This window comes from Sulfurovum sp. (assembly GCF_015493435.1).
Classification (GTDB): domain Bacteria; phylum Campylobacterota; class Campylobacteria; order Campylobacterales; family Sulfurovaceae; genus Sulfurovum.
In genome coordinates, this window is record NZ_WGDD01000058.1 from 49,169 (window position 1) to 69,582 (window position 20,414).

The 20,414-nt window shown below is 45.7% G+C and carries 17 protein-coding genes; 15 read left to right on the forward strand and 2 right to left on the reverse strand.

Annotation, left to right across the window (positions count from 1 at the left end):
* Positions 1-15 precede the first annotated feature (15 nt).
* Entirely contained in the window at positions 16-1,461 is a 1,446-nt protein-coding gene (locus F8L24_RS10670; protein WP_294955431.1) for an FAD/NAD(P)-binding oxidoreductase, read from the reverse strand.
* A gap of 272 nt (positions 1,462-1,733) precedes the next feature.
* Between F8L24_RS10670 and F8L24_RS10675 the strand changes: the two genes are divergently transcribed.
* The 4 genes from F8L24_RS10675 (at position 1,734) to F8L24_RS10690 (ending at position 8,350) form a co-directional block, all read left to right on the forward strand.
* A complete protein-coding gene (locus F8L24_RS10675) occupies positions 1,734-4,127 on the forward strand; it encodes a molybdopterin-dependent oxidoreductase (RefSeq protein ID WP_294955432.1) in 2,394 nt (797 codons plus the stop codon).
* A 2-nt stretch (positions 4,128-4,129) separates the two neighbouring features.
* Positions 4,130-4,693 carry a 4Fe-4S dicluster domain-containing protein gene (locus F8L24_RS10680; RefSeq protein ID WP_294955433.1) on the forward strand — a complete coding sequence of 188 codons (564 nt, stop codon included), beginning with the start codon at positions 4,130-4,132 and terminating at the stop codon, positions 4,691-4,693.
* A gap of 9 nt (positions 4,694-4,702) precedes the next feature.
* Positions 4,703-5,866, forward strand: a complete 1,164-nt coding sequence (gene nrfD, locus F8L24_RS10685; RefSeq protein WP_294955434.1) for an NrfD/PsrC family molybdoenzyme membrane anchor subunit — start codon at positions 4,703-4,705, stop codon at positions 5,864-5,866.
* Between the two features lie 99 nt (positions 5,867-5,965).
* Positions 5,966-8,350, forward strand: a complete 2,385-nt coding sequence (locus F8L24_RS10690; RefSeq protein WP_294955435.1) for a molybdopterin-dependent oxidoreductase — start codon at positions 5,966-5,968, stop codon at positions 8,348-8,350.
* Between the two features lie 20 nt (positions 8,351-8,370).
* Here F8L24_RS10690 and F8L24_RS10695 read toward each other — a convergent pair whose 3' ends face one another.
* Positions 8,371-9,456: an Mrp/NBP35 family ATP-binding protein gene (locus F8L24_RS10695; RefSeq protein ID WP_294955436.1), complete on the reverse strand. Its 1,086-nt coding sequence runs from the start codon at positions 9,454-9,456 to the stop codon at positions 8,371-8,373.
* Positions 9,457-9,651: 195 nt separating this feature from the next.
* Between F8L24_RS10695 and F8L24_RS10700 the strand changes: the two genes are divergently transcribed.
* The 11 genes from F8L24_RS10700 (at position 9,652) to F8L24_RS10750 (ending at position 20,284) form a co-directional block, all read left to right on the forward strand.
* Entirely contained in the window at positions 9,652-10,284 is a 633-nt protein-coding gene (locus tag F8L24_RS10700) for a paraquat-inducible protein A (RefSeq protein ID WP_294955437.1), read from the forward strand.
* Complete coding sequence (locus F8L24_RS10705; RefSeq protein WP_294955438.1) at positions 10,281-10,910, forward strand: paraquat-inducible protein A; 630 nt, start codon at positions 10,281-10,283, stop codon at positions 10,908-10,910. Before F8L24_RS10700 ends, F8L24_RS10705 begins: the two co-directional genes overlap by 4 nt.
* On the forward strand, positions 10,897-12,495 hold the full coding sequence (locus F8L24_RS10710; RefSeq protein WP_294955439.1) for an MlaD family protein: 1,599 nt from the start codon (positions 10,897-10,899) through the stop codon (positions 12,493-12,495). Before F8L24_RS10705 ends, F8L24_RS10710 begins: the two co-directional genes overlap by 14 nt.
* Entirely contained in the window at positions 12,496-13,077 is a 582-nt protein-coding gene (locus F8L24_RS10715; protein ID WP_294955440.1) for a PqiC family protein, read from the forward strand. It begins immediately after the preceding gene.
* A 12-nt stretch (positions 13,078-13,089) separates the two neighbouring features.
* Positions 13,090-13,467, forward strand: a complete 378-nt coding sequence (locus tag F8L24_RS10720; RefSeq protein WP_294955441.1) for a YbgC/FadM family acyl-CoA thioesterase — start codon at positions 13,090-13,092, stop codon at positions 13,465-13,467.
* A gap of 135 nt (positions 13,468-13,602) precedes the next feature.
* On the forward strand, positions 13,603-14,682 hold the full coding sequence (locus tag F8L24_RS10725; protein WP_294955442.1) for an AI-2E family transporter: 1,080 nt from the start codon (positions 13,603-13,605) through the stop codon (positions 14,680-14,682).
* Positions 14,683-14,697: 15 nt separating this feature from the next.
* A complete protein-coding gene (locus tag F8L24_RS10730) occupies positions 14,698-15,372 on the forward strand; it encodes a potassium channel family protein (protein WP_294955443.1) in 675 nt (224 codons plus the stop codon).
* Positions 15,369-17,531 carry an FUSC family protein gene (locus tag F8L24_RS10735; protein WP_294955444.1) on the forward strand — a complete coding sequence of 721 codons (2,163 nt, stop codon included), beginning with the start codon at positions 15,369-15,371 and terminating at the stop codon, positions 17,529-17,531. Before F8L24_RS10730 ends, F8L24_RS10735 begins: the two co-directional genes overlap by 4 nt.
* Positions 17,532-17,550: 19 nt before the next feature.
* The gene (locus F8L24_RS10740; protein WP_294955445.1) at positions 17,551-19,152 is read left to right on the forward strand and encodes a TolC family protein; all 1,602 of its coding nucleotides are present in this window, start codon (positions 17,551-17,553) and stop codon (positions 19,150-19,152) included.
* Positions 19,142-19,357, forward strand: a complete 216-nt coding sequence (locus tag F8L24_RS10745) for a DUF1656 domain-containing protein (RefSeq protein WP_294955446.1) — start codon at positions 19,142-19,144, stop codon at positions 19,355-19,357. The genes F8L24_RS10740 and F8L24_RS10745 overlap by 11 nt, the downstream gene beginning before the upstream one ends.
* 15 nt (positions 19,358-19,372) lie before the next feature.
* Positions 19,373-20,284 (forward strand): HlyD family secretion protein, encoded by a 912-nt coding sequence (locus F8L24_RS10750; protein WP_294955447.1) that lies wholly within the window; start codon positions 19,373-19,375, stop codon positions 20,282-20,284.
* The last annotated feature ends 130 nt before the right edge of the window (positions 20,285-20,414 follow it).

Genomic DNA, 20,414 nt, shown 5'->3' on the forward strand with positions numbered 1-20,414 from the left:
GAAAAAAGGAGGGAGTTATATCCATCCTCTCAACATAAGGTGCCAGTACATAGGCTTGAGCATATACAGGTCAAATGCCCACCAGAACCACCTTGGTGTTGCCGGATCAAGGAACGGGACAGTCGGTGCCAGTCCGTCGTAGTTGAATTCTGCCATGATGATCTCTCCGTATTCCACTTTCAGAGGACAAACCGTATATCCGTCAAAAATTTCCGGAAGCTTTTCACCGTTCACCGCTGCGACAAGGTTGGCCGTCACCACCGGAGCATGGTGCCGTGCAGATCCGCCTGTCTTTCCTTTGGGGATACCGCATACATCACCTATACCGAAAATATTCGGGTATCTTTTGTGCTGAAGCGTATACTGGTCGACTTCAAGCCAGCCTTTTGCTGACCCTTTCTGCCATCCGAGCTTTGAGTCCACAACTGCTTTGGGCGGAGACATCGGCGGTACCACATGGATGAAGTCATACTGCATGTCCACCATTTCTTTTTTGGTGATCATATCGTATTCTTCCAAATCTTTGTCGTATTCACCTTTGACTTCATAGGTTCTTTCAAAGGTCGCTACTTTGTTGGCAACATCCATCGCTACAAGATTGTGCTTGAACTTGTTGGTGATGGTGTCGTACCAGCTTTGTACATTTTCAAGTGACTTGGCGATCGTAGGAAGACCAAAAAGTTTTCCACCGTTCGTAGCAAAGATATAGTTTGCTCCGAAGCCCTCTTTTTTCAGGTGGTCTGCACTCAGGTAGAGGATCTTCTGCGGTGCACCGCCGCATTTGATGGGAGTAGCCGGCTGTGTATAGATCGCTGTCGGCTTCTTGCCAGATGCAGCCGCAGCTTTTAGTTCGTTAAACCATTTCCAGGTTACTTCACCCCCTTTTGTCGTACCTTTTTCAAGGTTGCTGAGGTATACACTCGAAATACCGTTGGTACCTATATCTTCTTTGGTTAACCCCTTGATCCACTCATAATGGTATACAATACCTGTTGCCACGACCATATAGTCATACGCTGCTTCTTTGCCCGCACGTGTCACAACTTTGTTGTTGTCCGGATCGAACACAGCCACTTCATCTTTGATCCACTCCACACCGGAGGGAATGAAGTCTTTGTTTTGCTTGACAATATCGTTATGCGTATAAAGCCCTGCCGCCATGAATACCTGTCCTGGCTGATAGAGATGTATTTCATTGGGCGCAATGATCGTGAATACTGCATTCGGCATTGCCCGGTGCAGCCTTACCAGAGCCATAATGCCCCCTGCACCGCCGCCGACAACGAGTACTTTGACTTTTTTGTCACTGCTCGGTCCAGCTTCGGCAGAGGTGGGCGTACCCATCATCATCGCTGCACCTCCCGTCAGGCCCATGACCTTCAGTGCCTCTCTTCTGCTCATTCCTTCTGCAGCGTTCAGGGCATCGTATGCGATCTTGCTTGCTTCTATTTTTTGATTCATATTGGTAAAATTCCTTATTTTATGTTTGATCTTTCATACATCGGCCGTGATCTATACTCTATCTGATCTACAGCCTCTCTGTCACAATAATTTCCGGAAAGAGAATAGTTAAAAGAGAATAACAAATCTCTTAAATCGTACCTAAAAACACTGTTTCTTGATTTAAATCATAATTATATAAGCATAAGTACTATAAAATATAACGTGTTCTTATAAATAGGAGTCTTTTTCTCTTATTTAGTAAGTAATAATTTATAGAAGGAGTGTACCTGATGCAGGTTGAAATATCAAGAAGAAAATTTCTTCAGGGTAGTGTTGCCTTGAGTATCGTCGGAGGAACAGCTGTAAGCACTACAAGCTTACTTTCCGGCGAACAGGAAGAGCACCATACTTTACCTGAAAACATTACCACAAAAACGGGAACAGGAAAAGCAGAGAATATACCATTTTTATGTGGAATATGTGTCAACAAATGTGCCGGTTTTGCAAGGGTTGAAAATGGAGTAATCACAAAGTTAAATCCAAATCCATACTTCCCAAAAAGCAGAAATATGCTGTGCCCGCGGGGAAATGCGGGCATTCAAACCACGTATGATCCGGACAGACTGAAATATCCGCTTATCAGGATAGGTGAAAGAGGCGACGGAAAATATAAAAGAGTCAGCTGGGACGAGGCTTATGAAGCCATCTTGAACGGTACTGACAAATTTAAAGGCATCAAACATATTCTCGATGAAGAGAAAGACAACCGTGCAACTATCGGCTACTGTAACGGCGAGGGTCTTTCAAAAGAAGGCTTTGAAGTACTCGTGGGAGAAAAGATCGGTTCTCCAAACTACGTAGATGAAATCAGTATCTGTCTCGAAACAACGCTGGGTGCCTACGTAAACACTATAGGCACATACGGTGAAGCTGATCTGAACAATGCAGACTATTTGATCATAGCGGGAGCGAACAGGGCGGAAGCCATTATCACGCCGGATACGATGGATATGTTCAAAAGAACACAGAGAAGAGGATTGAAGACCATAGTGCTTGATCCGAGATTTACCAACACTGCCGCCAAAGCAGACAGGTGGTATGCGGTCAATCCCGGAACTGACCTGGCTTTTGTTCTCGCATTGACATATGTCGTTATGAATGAAGCATTATATGATAAAGATTTTGTCACAAAGCACGGTGTCGGTTTCGAAGAGTACAAAAACCATATTCTTTCCCATAAATATACGCCGGAGTGGGCGGAAAAGATCACCAATATTCCGGCAAAAGAGATCTATAAGACCGCCAGAGAATTTATGGCGGCAGAACATCCGATCTATTATCAGGGTCGAAGAAGTGTATTTAGCAAAAATGACTTTCAGCTTCGCCGTGCCATGGCGATCTTCCAGGCGCTAAGCGGCAATCTCGACAAAAAAGGCGGTATTATTTACGGTCAGAAACTGGCACTTCCAAAAGAAGAAGTGAACTCTCCTATGTATGCCCAGGTCAAAGACAGATTTGACAAAGACGGCATAGCAATCCCCGCCCAGAAAACAGGTTCATGGATCGTATTCAGAAATATGGTACTTGAAGGCAAAGCTCCTTATCCGATAAGAGCAATGTTCATGAGAAAGCACAATCCTCTCGCAGGGGTTCCGAACACGGCCAAAACAGTTGAATTTCTGAAAAAAATGGATTTGAATGTCATGATAGATATTCTTCCGAGTGACACTGCCATGTATGCAGATGTTATTTTGCCCGAGGCATCCTATCTTGAAAGAACCTCACCGGTTGCAAGCTACGGCTTCCTTGAACCTGCAATCGTACAGAGAAGAGCAGCGATCAAACCTCTTTTTGAAACCAAAGTTCCTGAGCAGATCTATAAAGAGCTGGCAGAGAAACTCTCAAAACCTCTTTGGGAAATCACCAAAAAGTATGATGAAGATGTACAGGATGATTTAAAAGGAAAATCAAAAGAAGAAGAGGAAAAATACTATAAGGCCAACGGTTTCGATTTGGCTGATGCCTGGGAAAAACCGGTTGAAGAGGCGAATAAAGAAAGAGTTGCAAAAGCATTTGGCGAAAAAGCATGGAAAACATTGGAAGAGAAAGGTGTTTTCTATCCGGAAATGGAGAAATACCACAAGCAGCTCAATCCGAATGAATTCCAGTATTATCCGGACAACAAGAAATACTATACGACAAGAAAAGATGCTTTAAAGGTTGTCTTCAACTTTAAAAACCTGACAAAAAAAGGCGTTGATGCAATGCCGACATGGTATGACAAATGGAATTTCAGTGTTCCTGACGGACAGTTCAGACTTGTTACCGGCCGTCATGCACAGTTCACACAAAGCGGAACGACGAACAATATGATGCTCAGAGATTTGATCCCGACAAACTATATCTGGATCAACAGCCGGGTGGCATCCCAGAGAGGTATCAAATTTGGCGATGTGGTGGAAGTCAAAAGCAGCGTAGGCAAGATAACCATAAAAGCCTACCCTACCGAGAAAATCGCTCCCAACCAGATCTTTATGCTTCACGGTTTTGGCGGAAGCAGTGAGAAAATGGAAATGGCATATGGCAACGGCGGAAATGATGCAGCAATTATTGAAGACAAAATAGAACCGGTTTACGGTGCTGCTGTTATGCATGAAACAAATGTAGAAATAAGGAAGGTATAATCATGGCTAGATACGGAATGGCGTTAGATTATAAAAACTGTATAAACTGTAGAGCATGCGAAGTAGCATGCAAAGAAGAGAATGGTGTTGAACTCGGTGCCGAAAAACACAGGATCTGGGTCGGAAGCAACAACCCGGACGGGGAATGGCCGAACCTGAGCCTCTCCTCTGCTGTATTTTTGCCAAGCCAGTGCCAACACTGCGAAGAAGCACCGTGTCAGGAAGTTTGTCCGACAAATGCAACATACTACAATGATGACGGCATTGTACTGGTTGACAGCGATAAATGCATTTTGTGTACTTATTGCATGAATGCCTGTCCCTACGATGCCCGTTATGTAGATGAGAGAACAATGACTGTAGACAAATGTACGTTCTGTTCAGATACAAGACTCGCCCGCGGAGAAACCACTACTGCCTGCCAGGCAACCTGCCCGACAAAAGTAAGAACGTTTGGTGATCTTGACGATCCGAACAGCGAGATCAGCCAACTGCTTGAAAACAGAGAACACTTTAGTTTGAAAGCACATCTTGGTACGAAACCAAAACTATTTTATTTGAGATAAGGAACTGTTATGATGATGAAAGACTTTATACCATTAAAAGAAAATATACATATCAACCTGAATTTTAGCATGGTCGGCAAGATCGTTGCAGCAGCTTCAGTCATACTTATCGGATTTTATCTGTTCGGAGTAGTGAATTTTTTGGAGCATGGACACCATGCCTACAATACGACAAGAGAACATCCATGGGGCTTTCTTGTATCTGCCTATGAATTTTTTGTAGCACTTTCCATGGGTACAATCGCTATTGCCACGAGTGCTATCTTTTTTGATATCAAGGCGTTGAAACCATTGGTCAAAAGAATGCTGGTATTCGGTTTATTGGCACTTATCGCGGGGTTTGCCGTCTTTTTGTTTGAAATAGGCCACCCCATTACCATGGTCATATACACCGCACTGAGCGGACATCCGACATCGGCACTGTTCTGGCTGGGGGTATTTTACCCGTTGACCATGCTGTTTACCGCAATTACCTATGTGCTGTACGTGAAAGGAAAAGAATCAAAAGTGTATTCAATGCTGGCACTGATATTTGCCAATTCCTCCATACTGACAGCCGGTTCTATTTTTGGTTTGCTGAATGACAATGCGTTTGCCAGCGGTGTATTTTACCAGATAGAATTTATTGCCAGCGGAATTTTGGGAGGCATATTTCTTTTTTCCATTATTGCAAAATTTTTCATTACGACCAAAGAGTTTGAAAAAGGTGTCCTGCTGCTAAAAGGTGCTTCCATAGCATTGATCTCACTGCTGTTGATTATGTATCTTGTAAAATTCCTGCAGGCCGTATATGGCGATGTACCGGGAAAAGTAGAAATCGTAGAACACATTTTCGCTTCTCCCAGATTTTGGTTGTTTGAAATACTTTTAGGACTGGTTTTCCCGCTTTTTGTCGCTATTTGGGGGAGTAAAGAAAAAATTGGGATGTTCTGCCTGGCATCTGTCTTCGGACTCATCGGTTTGATGTCTGCAAGGATTAATGTCGTGGAAGCAGTTCAGATTGTACCAAAACAATTAATGAAAGTAACAGAGTACCAGCTGCCGCCATCCATCATAAGCTATACGCCGTCTATGACGGAGTGGGCCATCGGTCTTGGCGCCATCGGCATTTTTATATTTCTGCTTTTTATTGCCGAATCTGTATTGAAGCTGGACAAAAAAGACGCACATTGACAAAAGAGAACCTGTCTCTGAAAATAACACTATGCGCACAGAAGATACCTCAGGGTATCCTGCAGTGAGAGACAAATAGCATTAAGTAGGAAGAATATGATGCAAAAAGAGATATCGAGAAGACGATTTCTGCAAGGCAGTGTAGCCCTAAGCGTGATTGGGGGTTCGGCCCTGGCTGAAACACACCTCCTTCCATCCGGCAAAGAACCGCTAAGCCGTATTCCGGAAAGTATCACGACCAAGACAAGTACAAAACAGGCGCAGGAAGTACCGTTTTTATGCGGCATATGTGTTAATAAATGTGCCGGCTTTGCGAGAGTGGAAGATGGCATCATTACCAAACTCGATCCAAATCCCTATTTCCCAAAATCCAGAAATATGCTGTGTGCAAGAGGAAATGCAGGTATACAGACAACCTATGATCCGGACAGACTGAAATATCCTCTCGTCAGAATAGGCAAGCGAGGTGACGGAAAATACAAACGTGTCTCCTGGGAAGAAGCCTATGATGCCATTTTGAACGGCACCCGCCTTTTCAAAGGACTGAAAGAAATCCTTGATGAGGAGAAAGACAACCGTTCTACGATCGCATACTGTAACGGAGAGGGACTCTCCAAAGAAGGCTTTGAGTCTCTTATGGGTGAAAAGATCGGTACGGTCAATTATGTCGATGAAGTCAGTATCTGTCTTGAAACGGTGCTGGGAGGGTATTTTGCTACCATAGGTACCTATGGAGAAGCCGATCTGGGCCATGCCGATTACCTTGTCATTGCCGGAGCAAACAGGGCAGAAGCGATCATCACACCAGATACACTGGACCTGTTCAAAAGGAGTGAAGGAAGAGGATTAAAGACTATTGTTCTGGATCCGAGGTTCACCAATACAGCAGCGAAAGCAGACCGCTGGTATGCGGTCAATCCGGGAACAGACCTGGCCTTTGTGCTGGCACTGACCCATGTTGTCCTCACGGAGGAGTTGTATGACAAAACATTTGTTGCTTCCCATGCTGTAGGATTTGAAAGCTATAAAACACATATTCTTTCAAATAAGTATACTCCTGAATGGGCGGAAAAGATCACCAATATTCCCGCCGGGGAAATCGTTAGAACAGCCAGAGAATTCATGGCGGCCGAACATCCCATCTATTATCAGGGCAGACGAAGCGTTTTCAGCAAAAATGATTTTCAGCTGCGAAGGGCAATGGCAATTTTTCAGGGATTGAGCGGAAACCTGAACAAAAAAGGCGGTATTATCTACGGGGAACCGCTGAAACTGCCTGAAGAAGAAATATCTGCACCTATCTACAGCCAGGCCAAGGACAGGTTTGACCATGAAGGTGTTGCCATACTGTCCCAGCGTGCAGGCTCATGGATGGTCTTTCGAGACATGGTGGTCGAAAAGAAATCACCTTATCGCGTACGTGCCATGTTCATGCGCAAACACAACCCTGTCGACAGTGTTCCAGACACAGCCAAAACCATCCGCTTTCTGGAAGGAATGGACTTGAATGTCATTATTGATATTCTTCCAAGCGACAGTGCCATGTTCGCCGATGTCATTTTGCCTGAAGCTTCCTACCTTGAAAAGACCTCACCCGTTACAAGTTACGGCTTGCTGGAACCGGCCATTGTTCAGAGAAAGGCTGCCATCAAGCCGCTTTATGAAACGAAAGTCCCTGAACAGATATATAAAGAATTGGCCACAGTACTCTCCAAACCGCTTTTTGATATCAGTAAAAAATACGATAAAGACTTGCAGAATGAGATCAAAAATCGTGGTGAACAGGCTGTTTATAAAGAGGACGGCTATATACTTTCCGATTTTTGGGACAAAGATGTGTCTGAAAAAAACAAAGAGCGTATGGTCAAGGCATTTGGAGAAAAAGCGTGGAAAATACTGGAAGAAAAGGGGGTATATTATCCCCATATTGAACAATACCATACCCAGCTCAACCCCAATGAATACCGCTATTACCCGGAAAACAGAAAAAAATACCATGTACAGACAGATGCATTAAAACTGATATGCGACTACAAGCATCTTGCTGCAAAAGGGGTTGACCCGATGCCGACGTGGAAAGAGGAATACACTTTTTCTGTACCGGAAGGACAATTCAGACTGATTACCGGAAGGCATGCCCAGTTTACACAGAGTGCCACGACAAACAATATGATGCTCAGAGACCTGATCCCTACAAACTATCTGTGGGTCAACCAAAGAGTGGCCAGGAACAGGGGAATCAAATTTGGTGATATGCTTGAAGTCAAAAGTCGTGCAGGCAAAGTAACGATCAAAGCATATCCTACTGAAAAAATAGCACCAAACCAGGTATTTATGGCACATGGTTTCGGCAGTATGAATCCGGAAATGACAATGTCATACGGCAATGGTGCCAACGATGCCATACTCCTCGAAGACATCCATGAACCGGTCTACGGTGCAGCGGTAATGAATGAAACCAATGTGGAAATACGAAAGGTTTAGGGGACCTCTATCCTCAGGGACTAGAAAACCGTAGGCTGAATGGCTTCATTGTCAACACCGCCCTCTTCATTGACCTTAAGCAGGCATTCCCAGAGTTTTGATGCAATAGTCCCGTAGCGTCTGGACGTTTCACATTCCGGAGCCAGCACCGTAATAGGCAGACCGCTGTCACCCCCTTCTCTGACCGCCGGTTCAAGGGGTATCTCCCCCAGGACTTCTGTTTTATACGCTTCCGCTAATGGCTGTGTCGTTCCTTTGCCGAAGATATCGTATTCTTTACCACTGTCAGGACAAATGAATCCGCTCATGTTCTCTACGATACCGGCAATAGGAATATGTAGCTGTGTAAACATATCCATACTACGAATGGTATCGTCCAGAGCTACTTTCTGGGGGGTAGTGACACAAACACCGGACGTCACAGGAAGACTTTGTGCCAGTGCAAGCTGGGCATCCCCCGTACCGGGAGGCATATCAAAAAGCAGTACATCCAGACTGCCCCACTCTATATCTTCAAGCATCTGTTCTATGGCCTGTGTGACCATAGCACCTTTCCAAATGAGTGAAGCACCTCTTTCCACCAGTGAACCGATGGACATCACTTTTATATTGTGTGCTATTATAGGTTTAATGGTTTTTCCCAGAAAAACCGGCTGTTGATCCTCTATGCCCATCATTCGGGGGATATTCGGCCCGTAAATATCGGCATCAAGCAGTCCGACACGTTTGCCCTGCTGTGCCAGTGCAATGGCAAGATTCACGGTAGTTGTTGATTTTCCCACACCCCCTTTTCCGGAGCTTACCATGACAAAATTTTGAATTTTCGGCAATACATTTCTGCCTTGTGAACTGGTCTCTCTCGGCATTTTTGGTTTCATGATGGAAATATCGACTTCAAAATCTCCTAAAAAAGAGAGCCTTTTACTGATCTCATGACGAAGCTGTGTTTCTATCTCCGCAGCGGCAGAAGGAATATCGAGACAGATCACGACACTGTTTTTCCCGATGCTGACCTCTTTGACAAAACCGAACTCTGCAATACTTTTTGTAAATCCCGGATAAATAACCTGTGCAAGTTTTTCGTGAATTTGTTCTTTGTTTACCATATATCACAACCTTAAAAATTAAAATTATCACATTTATACACAAACAAGATTAAAAAGGAGATACAAATCCCATTATTGGAACGTATTGTCAGAATTGGCGAGGGAACCGTCATATTAATCCATGTTAATATGCTCTGTAGCAAAGAGATGCTATCCTTACACAATCAATTTGGAAGACATGGGGTTAGTGCAGCAATGAAACCACATTACTATATTTGCCATGAATGCGACGAGATCAGCAAAGTCAGTACGCCTCATAAGCCGGGTCGCTACAAGTGCCCCCGATGCGGCACAAAACTCTATACCTACAAGCCCGGGATGGTCGAAAAGATCTATGCCTACAACCTTGCAGCACTCTTCCTGTTCATCGTAGCGAACTATTTTCCCTTTTTGAGTTTTCATGTAGCCGGCAGCAGTTCCCATGCCAACTTTACAACCAGTATTTTTTACCTTTACCAGGAAGAGCAGTGGATGATGGCGACAGCGATCCTGCTGACAACTATCGTCGTTCCTCTCTCCAGAATCCTTCTTTACTGCATTCTGTTCGGCTCTCTCTATCACGGCTATCTTCCGCGTTATGCAGCACATATGCTTAAAACATTGGAAAAACTTCTTCCCTGGGGTATGCTCGACGTCCTCTTTCTCGGGGTGCTGGTTTCCATTGTCAAACTGGTCAAAATGGGGACGATCATCCCCGGTACCTCTCTGTGGGCATTCATGCTGATGGTCATGGTCATGGCTGCCGCACAGTCTATTTTCGATCCGCATCAGATATGGGAACGCATCGGTGAGAGAAAACGTCTTGAGCGTAGAAAGGCAGAGGTATGAGAGCCATAGAAAGAGGTTTGACCAACTGCCCCGTCTGTCATGCCATTGTCAAGGTACCTCCGGAGGGCATGAATGAAGTAGCTTACTGTCCCCGCTGTGACAGCGAGGTCCATATGCGTAAACCCCAGGCCGTTCAAAAAACATGGGCTTATTTGATCGCAAGTATTGTCTTTTTCATTCCGGCAAACATTCTTCCCATGATGCATGTCGTTACCTTTGCCGGTACAGAATCAGACACAATTATGAGCGGTGTGTTCTACTTTATGGAAACAAAAGCCTATCTTATCGCTTTCGTTATTTTCACGGCAAGTATCTTTGTACCCATCCTGAAAATACTTATTCTGATCTATCTTCTCCTCTCTGTACAAAAAGGATCATGTATGCATCGTAAAAAAAGGAAGAAGCTTTATGTCCTTACCGAAATTATTGGGCGATGGTCCATGGTCGACGTCTACGTCGTCGGTACCATGGTCGCACTGGTCCATTTTGGCGGTCTGACAGAGATAAAAGCCGGTTTGGGCGCCAATTTTTTCCTTCTGGTGGTGATCATGACCATGCTTGCAGCGATGTCATTCGACCCCAAACTGATCTGGGACAATACAAAGGAGTGTAATGCAAAACAATAACGATGATCTCTCACACGTAGAGATAGAAGAGGCTGTATGGCGAGAGAAACGCAAAACAATATCCACTGTCTGGATCGTCCCGATCGTCGCACTGATCGTCGGAGCGTGGCTGATCCTGCAAAGCATCAATGAGAAGGGGCCGGTCATTCACATCACCTTTAAGTCAGCAGAAGGGGTCACTGCCGGGAAAACCGTTATCAAATACAAAGATATCGAAGTAGGGAAAGTCACCGATGTCGATTTCAGCAAAGACCTTTCCAGCGTCATCATCACAGCCGAGATGAAAAAGAACATGAAACCCTACCTGAGTGAAAAGAGTAAATTCTGGATCATGAAAGCCCGTGTCGGGCTCAACCAGGTTGAAGGCCTGGACACGCTTCTTTCCGGGGTCTACATTGTCATGGACCCTGAAAAAGGTGAGGTCAGAACCAGGGAATTCAAAGGCCTGGACACCATACCTGTCATATCCACAGATGAAAAAGGTACAAGTTACATACTGGAGGCACAGGATATAGGCTCTATCGGTATCGGTTCACCCATTTACTACAAAAAACTTCCTGCCGGAAGTGTCAGTGCCTATCACCTTTCCAAAGACGGTCGAAGCGTAGAGATTGAAGTCTTCATTAAAGCACCTTTCGACAAGCTCATCACAAACCATACACGCTTTTGGAATGCCAGCGGTATCAGTGCTTCACTCAGTGCTGACGGGGTCAGTATACGCACAGAGTCTCTTACTTCTATTATTGCCGGTGGTCTGGCATTCGACAATTTCCATGAACAGGGTACAAAACAAAAGGTCGAACCAAAATACAAATTCACGCTATACAGTACGAGAAAAGATGCCAAAAAACAGCACTATCAGAGAGAACTTTTCTTCTGGGTCTATTTCGACAGCAGTATCCGAGGACTCTCAGTAGGTGCACCCGTAGAATTCCGTGGTGTAAATATCGGTGAGGTCGTAGACTTCTCTTTAATAGGCAATGCCGCTGATGCACATTTCACCATTCCCATTCTTATCAAGATCGAGCCTGAACGTTTCACAATCATGCATCGTGACGAAAATGCAAGCAGGGATGAGGTTAATGAGGCCATATTGAAAAAGCTGATCCAGAATGGCTTCCGGGCACAGCTGAAAAGCGGAAACCTTATCACCGGAGAGCTCTTCGTCGACCTTGATATGTACAAAGATGTACCTGCCGAAACACTCAAAAAAAACAATGGCCTTTTTGTTCTTCCAACCGTTCCCGGAACCATCGAAACACTTAAGTCAGACTTGAAAAGCGTCCTTAACAACATTGCCAAAGTGCCGTTCGAAGCCATAGGAAAAGAGCTGCAGGAAACACTCAAAGAGGTCAGGACCGGGACCCTGCCGCAGCTTAATACCACCATTAAAAGCACAGATACTATGATGAGAGGTGCCACTTCCAGCATGCAGGCTTTGCAAAAGAATTATCTTGACTCCAATGCACAGATCAACAAAAAAGTCATGAGACTGCTTGACGAAATGACAAGTACCAGCCGGTCCATCAAAAACCTGACCGATTATCTTGAACGACACCCCGAATCACTTATTAAAGGAAGATAGATGAAATACAGACTATACATACTTTTTATTTCAGTGGGACTGCTGCTGAGCGGCTGCAGCAGCAAATCAAACTTTTACCAGCTTTACCCTAAAAGTGCACAAAACACAAACAGCACCAAAAGCACAAGAGGAACAGTCATCGGTATTGCCGAGGTAAAAGTAGCCGAATATCTTACAAAGTCGGCCATTGTCACCCGTATGGATGCAAGCCGCGTCTCGATACATGAAACAGACCTGTGGGCCGGTTCATTTGCCAAGAATATCCAGTCTGTTCTCACACACAACATCGCCAGCCTGCTCCCCCAATATACCTTCCTATCCTATCCCTGGGAAGAACCTATCGATGACAAATACCGCATCTATATCACCATCGACCGTTTCGACGGTTCCCAGACAGGCAAGGTTACCCTGCAGGGAAGATGGAGTGTCATCAACAAAGAAGAAAACAAAGTACTGTACAGTGAATCTGTCAACTACACTGCCCAGGGCGGAAAAACACTTGACGCTATTATAGACACCCAAAGCAAACTGCTTGAACAGCTCAGCAGACGTATCGCAGCCAAAGTGCGAACACGTCTATAAAATGGATATTATGTGAAAATACGAGTTTATTATGAAGATACCGATGCCGGAGGCATCACGTACCATACACGCTACATCAATTTTTGCGAGAGGGCACGTTCCGAGGTCTTCTTTGAACGGGGTATGATGCCGGGTGAAGGTTCTGACAGCGGCTTTGTAGTACGAAATATCAATGCCGGTTTTCTGGCTACTTCCACTCTGGGGGATATGCTGGAGGTCAATTCAACGATACTCAGCCGAAAAAGCTCTTCCATAGTCCTGCTTCAGGAGATCTTCAAGGAAAACATCAGGGTCTTTTCCATGGAAGTAACCCTCGTATACATCGAGAACGGAAGACCCAGGCGTATTCCTGAGAGGTTTCAAGTGATCTTCGATTCTTTTGAAGCTTAGGTTCCCTTCTTCTTTAAATTTTTTTACCTACATACTTAATTCAAAATATCGTCAGGGGTTTTATAAAACGACAGATTTTTGACAGATTCTTTGGATATAATATTATAAAAATATATTATCCCAAGGAACCCGATCGTGAACATCACAGAACGTGAAGAAAAGGTCAATCTGGCCATAGAGATCGCCATAAAAGTCGGTATGATCGCTCTGGTCATCTACCTCTCCTACCTGATCGCCAAACCGTTTATGGCCATGGTTGTCTGGGGTATCATCATCGCTGTAGGTATCAACCCGCTTGTGACGATGCTTGAAAAACGCTTTGGACACAGAAAAAAGATCATCATTGCCATTACCGTTGCCGTGATTGCCGGATTGATCCTTCCGACCTATGCGCTTTCGGGCAAAACCATTGAAACCTCAAAGCACATTATCCATGTTATGGAAGAGGGAAATATTACTATTCCCCCTCCGACAGAACAAGTCAAAGAGTGGCCGCTCATCGGGAAAAAGACTTACACTCTATGGAATAATGCTTCACATAACCTAAAAAAAACACTGGCTCCCTTCTCAAAAGATATCAAAAAAGTCCTCACCACCCTGCTCTCTTCCATCGGGGGCCTGATCGGTACGGTATTCATGTTTGTGGTCTCCATGGTCATTGCTGCTGCTTTTCTCATAGGAAGCGAAAGCGCAGTCAAATTCTACAGAGACCTTTCCCGCCGTCTCATGGGAGACAAAGGCGATGACTGGGCCAAACTCTCCACTCTGACCGTACGTTCTGTGGTCAACGGTGTTCTGGGCGTAGCCATCATACAGGCGGGCTTTGCACTGGTAGGTATGACACTAATGGGCATTCCGCTTGCCATTGTCTGGGCCGTGGTCATCATGTTCCTGACCATCATACAGCTTCCGGCGCTGATTGTTATCGCACCGATGATCGCTTATGTTTTTTCCCAGGGTTCCGGGACGGCGGAAGTGGTCTTTACCATCTATATGCTGATCGTGGGTGCAAGTGACGGTGTTCTCAAACCAATACTGATGGGAAGAGGTGTCGATGTCCCGATGCTTGTCATTCTTATCGGTGCGATCGGCGGAATGATGCTCATGGGAATGATCGGTCTCTTCTTGGGTGCGGTCATCTTCGCCCTGGCTTACACGCTCTTTGGATTCTGGATCGCGGAAGTGAAAGAGGATGAAGCCGTCCAAGAAGTGTAAAGCATACCTGAAACCATGAAAAAGATCACACAGAAAAACAATTTTTTCTATCTTTTCTTCGCATTGATTACCCTGCTCTTTTCCGCAGCTGTGGTCGCAGAGGTTCAGGGCAGTTTCATGGAGGACATTTTTTCATTCATGACTGTTCTGATGCTGCTTGCAAGCATCAAAAGCCTGAAGACAGATGTCACGATAACATGGTCTATTTGCCTTGTGATCGTCGTTTTTATCGTGCTGACAGTGCTTGGAAAATTTTTTCCGCATCATTATTATGTCCATTTTATATTGATCACCCTGCTTCTTTTTTTCATAGGTGCTTTCAGCACAGCCTTCAAACAGGTATTGTTCGTCGGCGATATCGACAGCAACAAGATCATCGGCTCTATGACGCTCTATCTGTTACTCGGACTGATATGGGCTATGATATATCTCATCATCCTTACCCTCGATCCACACGCATTTTCGGGCATTGAGCCAGGAAACTGGCAGCATATATTTGCCCGTGTCGCCTACTACAGCTTTGTCACACTGACCACACTGGGGTACGGCGACATTCTGCCGACCAACCATATAGCGGAATTTTTTGTTTCCATGGAAGCTGTTTTCGGTGTTTTCTATATGGCCATTATCGTTTCAAGTCTGATCTCTCTGCGTCTTGCCGCTATTCAGGAAAAGAAGGAACATAAGTGAAAGAGGCTGTTCAGGAAAAGCAGGCTTCTGCCATTACACTCCTGAACCCTCTGCTCTCTTTTTCACTCTCGGAAAAATTCAAGTTTGCCGTCAAGATCTCCCTCTCCATCATGCTGGTCTACCTGATCGCCTTTGCACAGGGCTGGAGCAATGCATCCACAGCCGCTATCGCCATTATGCTTATTGCTGTTGCAGGACCGGTAGCCGAATCTGTCATCAAAGGCTTGAGACGTGTAGCAGGAACGATCATCGGTGCTGTCATCGGTATGTTGCTTATAGGGTTCTTTCCACAGGACAGGGAACTCTACCTCTTCTTTCTTTCCATTTGTGTCACTGCCGCACTCTATCTGACACGGGCCTACAGGGGAGATACAACTGTTTTCATGCTTACTGCCGTCACCATGATGATGGTCTTCAAGAACGGTGAAGTGGACGATGTGTTCCTTTACGGCGTCGACCGGACTTTCATGACCGTTTTCGGGATTGCCGTTTTTACCTTTGTCGGCATATTCCTCTGGCCCGTAAAAGTAAAGGACGGCACTGTCGATCTTGCAGAAGAGCTGCTCGTAACGCAGGCAGAACTCTACAATAAAAGGGATGGGGAGCAGGAGGAACGAAAGAGACTCTACGAAACACTGCAGACACAGGAAGCCACACTGAAAAACTCGGTGGTCGGTACTGCCACGGACAGTGAGAACCTGAGCAGGGAACAAAGGAATACAATCATGCAGGATATCATGCAGATCAACCGGACCCTGATGATGCTCTCCTACCATGATGAAGCAGCCTTCGCGAAGCAGTACGGTCATTACGTCAGAAATTTCACGCAGGCGGACCGGGAGATAGCCCGACTTTTCGCTGCGCTCAAAAATGCGACCACAGCAAAGCAGGAGATAGACATTCCCGCTGAATGGCAGGCGGACTATAATGAAGAGGCGATCCGGTCACTTTCGCATATAGACCGTGCCGACCTGACGTCCACCATGCTTGACGTCAAAAAACTGCACGAACTGCTCAGGGCGCTTACTTTCAAATTCAATGCCATCCTCAGTCCCTATCCTACACGATTCGAACTGAGCAGAACCACCACTTCGGCGTTCAATTGGTGGGACATTGAAGACTTGAAAGGAACATTCCTCACATTCCTGGTCTTCTGGGCTACTGTGATCCTCTGGATCACGGTAAACCCGCCCGGCGGATTTCTCATCGTCACACTGGCGACCACATTGAGCGTCTTGACCACGTTCAGCCCCATCAAACCCTCGGCATTGATCATTCTTTTCAGCTTTTCTTTCATCTTCGCGGCAGTTATGTACATCCTCGTACTGCCGAATATGCATTACGAATGGGAACTGGGGCTTTTCATTTTTCTGTATGCCTTCATCGGTTTTTACTTCATCAATCCCCAGATCGCCATCTTTTTCCTTCTGGGAATAACTATTCTCAATCTGAACAATCCGATGTATTTCAATTTTCAGGTTTTTCTGATCACGCTGCTTGTCTTCTATCTCTTTCTCTTTATACTTCTGCTCTTCTATTATCTGCCTTTCTCCACCAAGCCGGAAGTACTTTTTCTTACCATGAAGCAAAGGTTTTTTTCCTTCTCTGCCCACCTGCTTGGAAGCATGATGCATCCGGACTCCTTCTCTTACAGAATGAAGGCATGGTATGCACAAAAACATTTGATGAACACGGCAAAGAAGATGCAGCTGTGGGCAGAGAAGATCGACACTGCCTATTTTGATACACTGGACAAAAAAACACTCATGGCATTTACCAAAGAGTGTGAAAATTTTGCCTATCTGCTTCTGATGACATACAAACTGGAAACCGCTTCCCAAAAGAGTACACTTCTCCGGCACTTCAAGCAGAACAACAGGATACTCAGACTTGAAGAGATAACAGCACTTTATGCCCGGGGGAAAGACGTAAAAGATATTGAGCGTAAATGGAGAGAACCTCAAAAGATCATAAACGTCATAGAAGAACAGCTGACATCGTTCTTTTCACAGATGAAAGCCGGGGAATACAGCCAGAAGGAGATCATACACTTCTATGAACTTATCGCTTTGCGAAGGAATCTATGGGTATCATTCTTCCATTGTCAGAACCTCCTGGAGCAACTTGACCTCAAAGTATTGGAGCGCAGCAGATTTTAACATGAAAAGAGTATCTATGATGAAAAGACCATTGTACAAGTCAGGGCTTTCACTCCTCACCCTGTTCCTGCTGAGCGGATGTGCCAAACTGGGACCTGATTTTGGCGGTATTTCAAACCCTCCGATCCCCGAAAAATGGAAAGAAAACAAAAACCATAAGGACCCATCCGTTACAAGGTGGTGGGAAACCTTCAATGACCCTACCCTGAACACCCTGGTACACAAGGCCTATGCGCAGAACCTCGACATCAAGAGTGCCGGACTGCGTATCGCCCAGGCACGTGCCGCATTGGGGATCAGTCAGGGACTCGCTTTTCCTCAGGTTCAGACAGTCTCGGGACAGGCAAGTTCCACACGGACAGGACTGGGTGATGTCGCTGCGGCAGGTGTCAATTTCGATATGGGATGGGAGATGGACATCTGGGGCAAATACGCCCGGGGTATCGAATCTTCCGAAGCCCAACTTTACGCATCGGTCGCCTCCTATGACAACATTATGGTCTCCGTCATCGCCGAAGTGGCACGCAACTACATCAACTACCGTACCGCGCAGGAACGTCTCATCTATGCGCATCGTAACGTGGTCATTCAGGAACGCGTGACCAAAATGACCGAGATACAGTACAATTCGGGCAATGTCTCCGAACTTGATATGCAGCAGGCGCGTACGCAGCTTTACAACACCCGTACATCCATACCGGCCATAGAGCTCACCAGGATCAAAGCACGTAATGCACTGGCACTTCTTCTTGGGAGCGATGCAGCCCATGTAGAGAAGATTCTGAGAAAAGAGAATGCCAACCTCTACAGCAATTCCAACAGATTCATTGGACAGAACAAAGGAATTATTCAAGTCAAAGAGGGCAAGAATGGACTGACAAATGTCAACCTGGTGCCAAAGCCGAAACTCAACCCCTACTACAAGATCGATGCCAACCTTTTGACACGGCGGCCGGATATCAAGGTAGCCGAATATAAAGTGCATTCCGACTCCGCACTTATCGGTGCCAAAATGGCAGACCTTTACCCAAGTTTCAGCCTCTTTGGGAACATCGGGTACAACACGAACAACCAGACAGGCTCCTGGCTCAGCGGTACCAATCCGCTCGGCATAACAGTCGGCCCTTCTTTCTCATGGAATATCTTCAACTACGGACGCATCAAGAACCAGATACGTCTGCAGGATGCAAAGTTCGAAGAGAGTCTGGTCAACTACAACAAGTCTGTTCTCTCTGCCGTGGCCGAAGTTTCCAATGCACTCAACGGCTATGTACTGAGCAGGAAACAGCAGGAAGAGAACCAGAAAGCGGTGGAAGCGACCATCCGTGCTTTCAACATTTCAGTCATACAGTACAATGACGGCCTGGTCAATTACCAGCGCCTGCTGACCACCGTTGAAAAACTCACCAGTACCCAGGACCGTTTCGCCAGTATCAAAGGGAATGTCGCGACCAATGCCATTGCACTCTATAAAGCGCTGGGCGGAGGATGGCAGATGAGCCGTGGCAAATCGTACATTTCCAAAAAAATGGCGGAAAAAATGAAAAAGCGTACAGACTGGAACAAATATCTCGACCCCAATATGACACGGCTTCCAAAAGGTTTCTACGATGACAAATAGCTTTCCGCACGAACTTTCGCTCGGCGATGTCTATTTCTCGCCCATACTGCCTGTGGTATTCTTCGCATTTCTGGGGGCTGTGTTTACGGTCCTGCTGATGAACAAACTGAAACTGTCGCGTTTTTTCTACGCACCGCCGTATGTTTTCATTGCGATCATGACACTGTACATCATTCTGATCGATGCATTCTGGATCAAATTTTAAAAGGGGTTACCACCTATGACAAAACTTATCAAACTCTTACTGACACTGGCAGTTCTGGGTACGGCTCTCTACTTTGCCTATCACAAATACCGGGAGTATATGGAAAACCCATGGACACGTGACGGACAGGTACGCACACAGGTCATCCAGGTCGCTCCCCGGGTCACGGGTATGGTCACCAAGATCCATGTCGTGGATAATCAGAAGGTACATAAAGGCGACCTGCTTTTTGAACTGGACCCTTCGCAGTACGAACTCAAGGTTAAACAGGCTCAGGCAAGACTGCAGCGTACACTTGAAGCAGCCAAGGGAACCAAGATCGAATTTGAACGTGTCAAAAGCATCTATCAGAAAGACAAAGGGGCCGTTTCACAGAAAGATATGGTACGCAACGAAACCAATTACTACAAATCACTGGCAGATATAGACTCCTCTACCGAATCGTTGAACACCGCCAAACTCAACCTCTCCTATACAAAGGTCTATGCCGAAGTGGACGGCTATGTCTCGAATATCACTTTCCAGGTAGGCACACAGGCCACGGCGAACAAACCCATCCTCGCCCTGGTCGACACCCATTCCTACTGGGTCTTCGGTTTCTTCCGTGAGGACAAGATCAAAAATGTACGGACAGGTGACGATGCCGTCGTGACACTCATGGCTTACCCAGACACTCCACTCAAAGGGAAAGTGGAATCAATAGGATGGGGGATCTCCCTCTCCGACGGTAACCCCGGGAACAATCTGCTGCCAAGTATCAAACCGGTCTTTCAGTGGATCCGCCTGGCACAAAGGATCCCGGTAAAAATCAAACTTGACACACTGCCGGAAAAGGTAAAACTTCGCTTTGGTTTGACTGCATCGGTAATGGTATTAAAACATAAAAAAGAACAGAGCCTTCCCTCTGCCCAAAGCACGGTCAAGTAATTATTACCGTGTGAGGACCAGTGAATGATCTTTCCTTTTCAAAAAAATATCTCGGAATATGCCATAAAATGGCCAAAGATTCTGCGAATACTTAATGATATATCAAAGAAGGAGCGTATGTGTCACATCC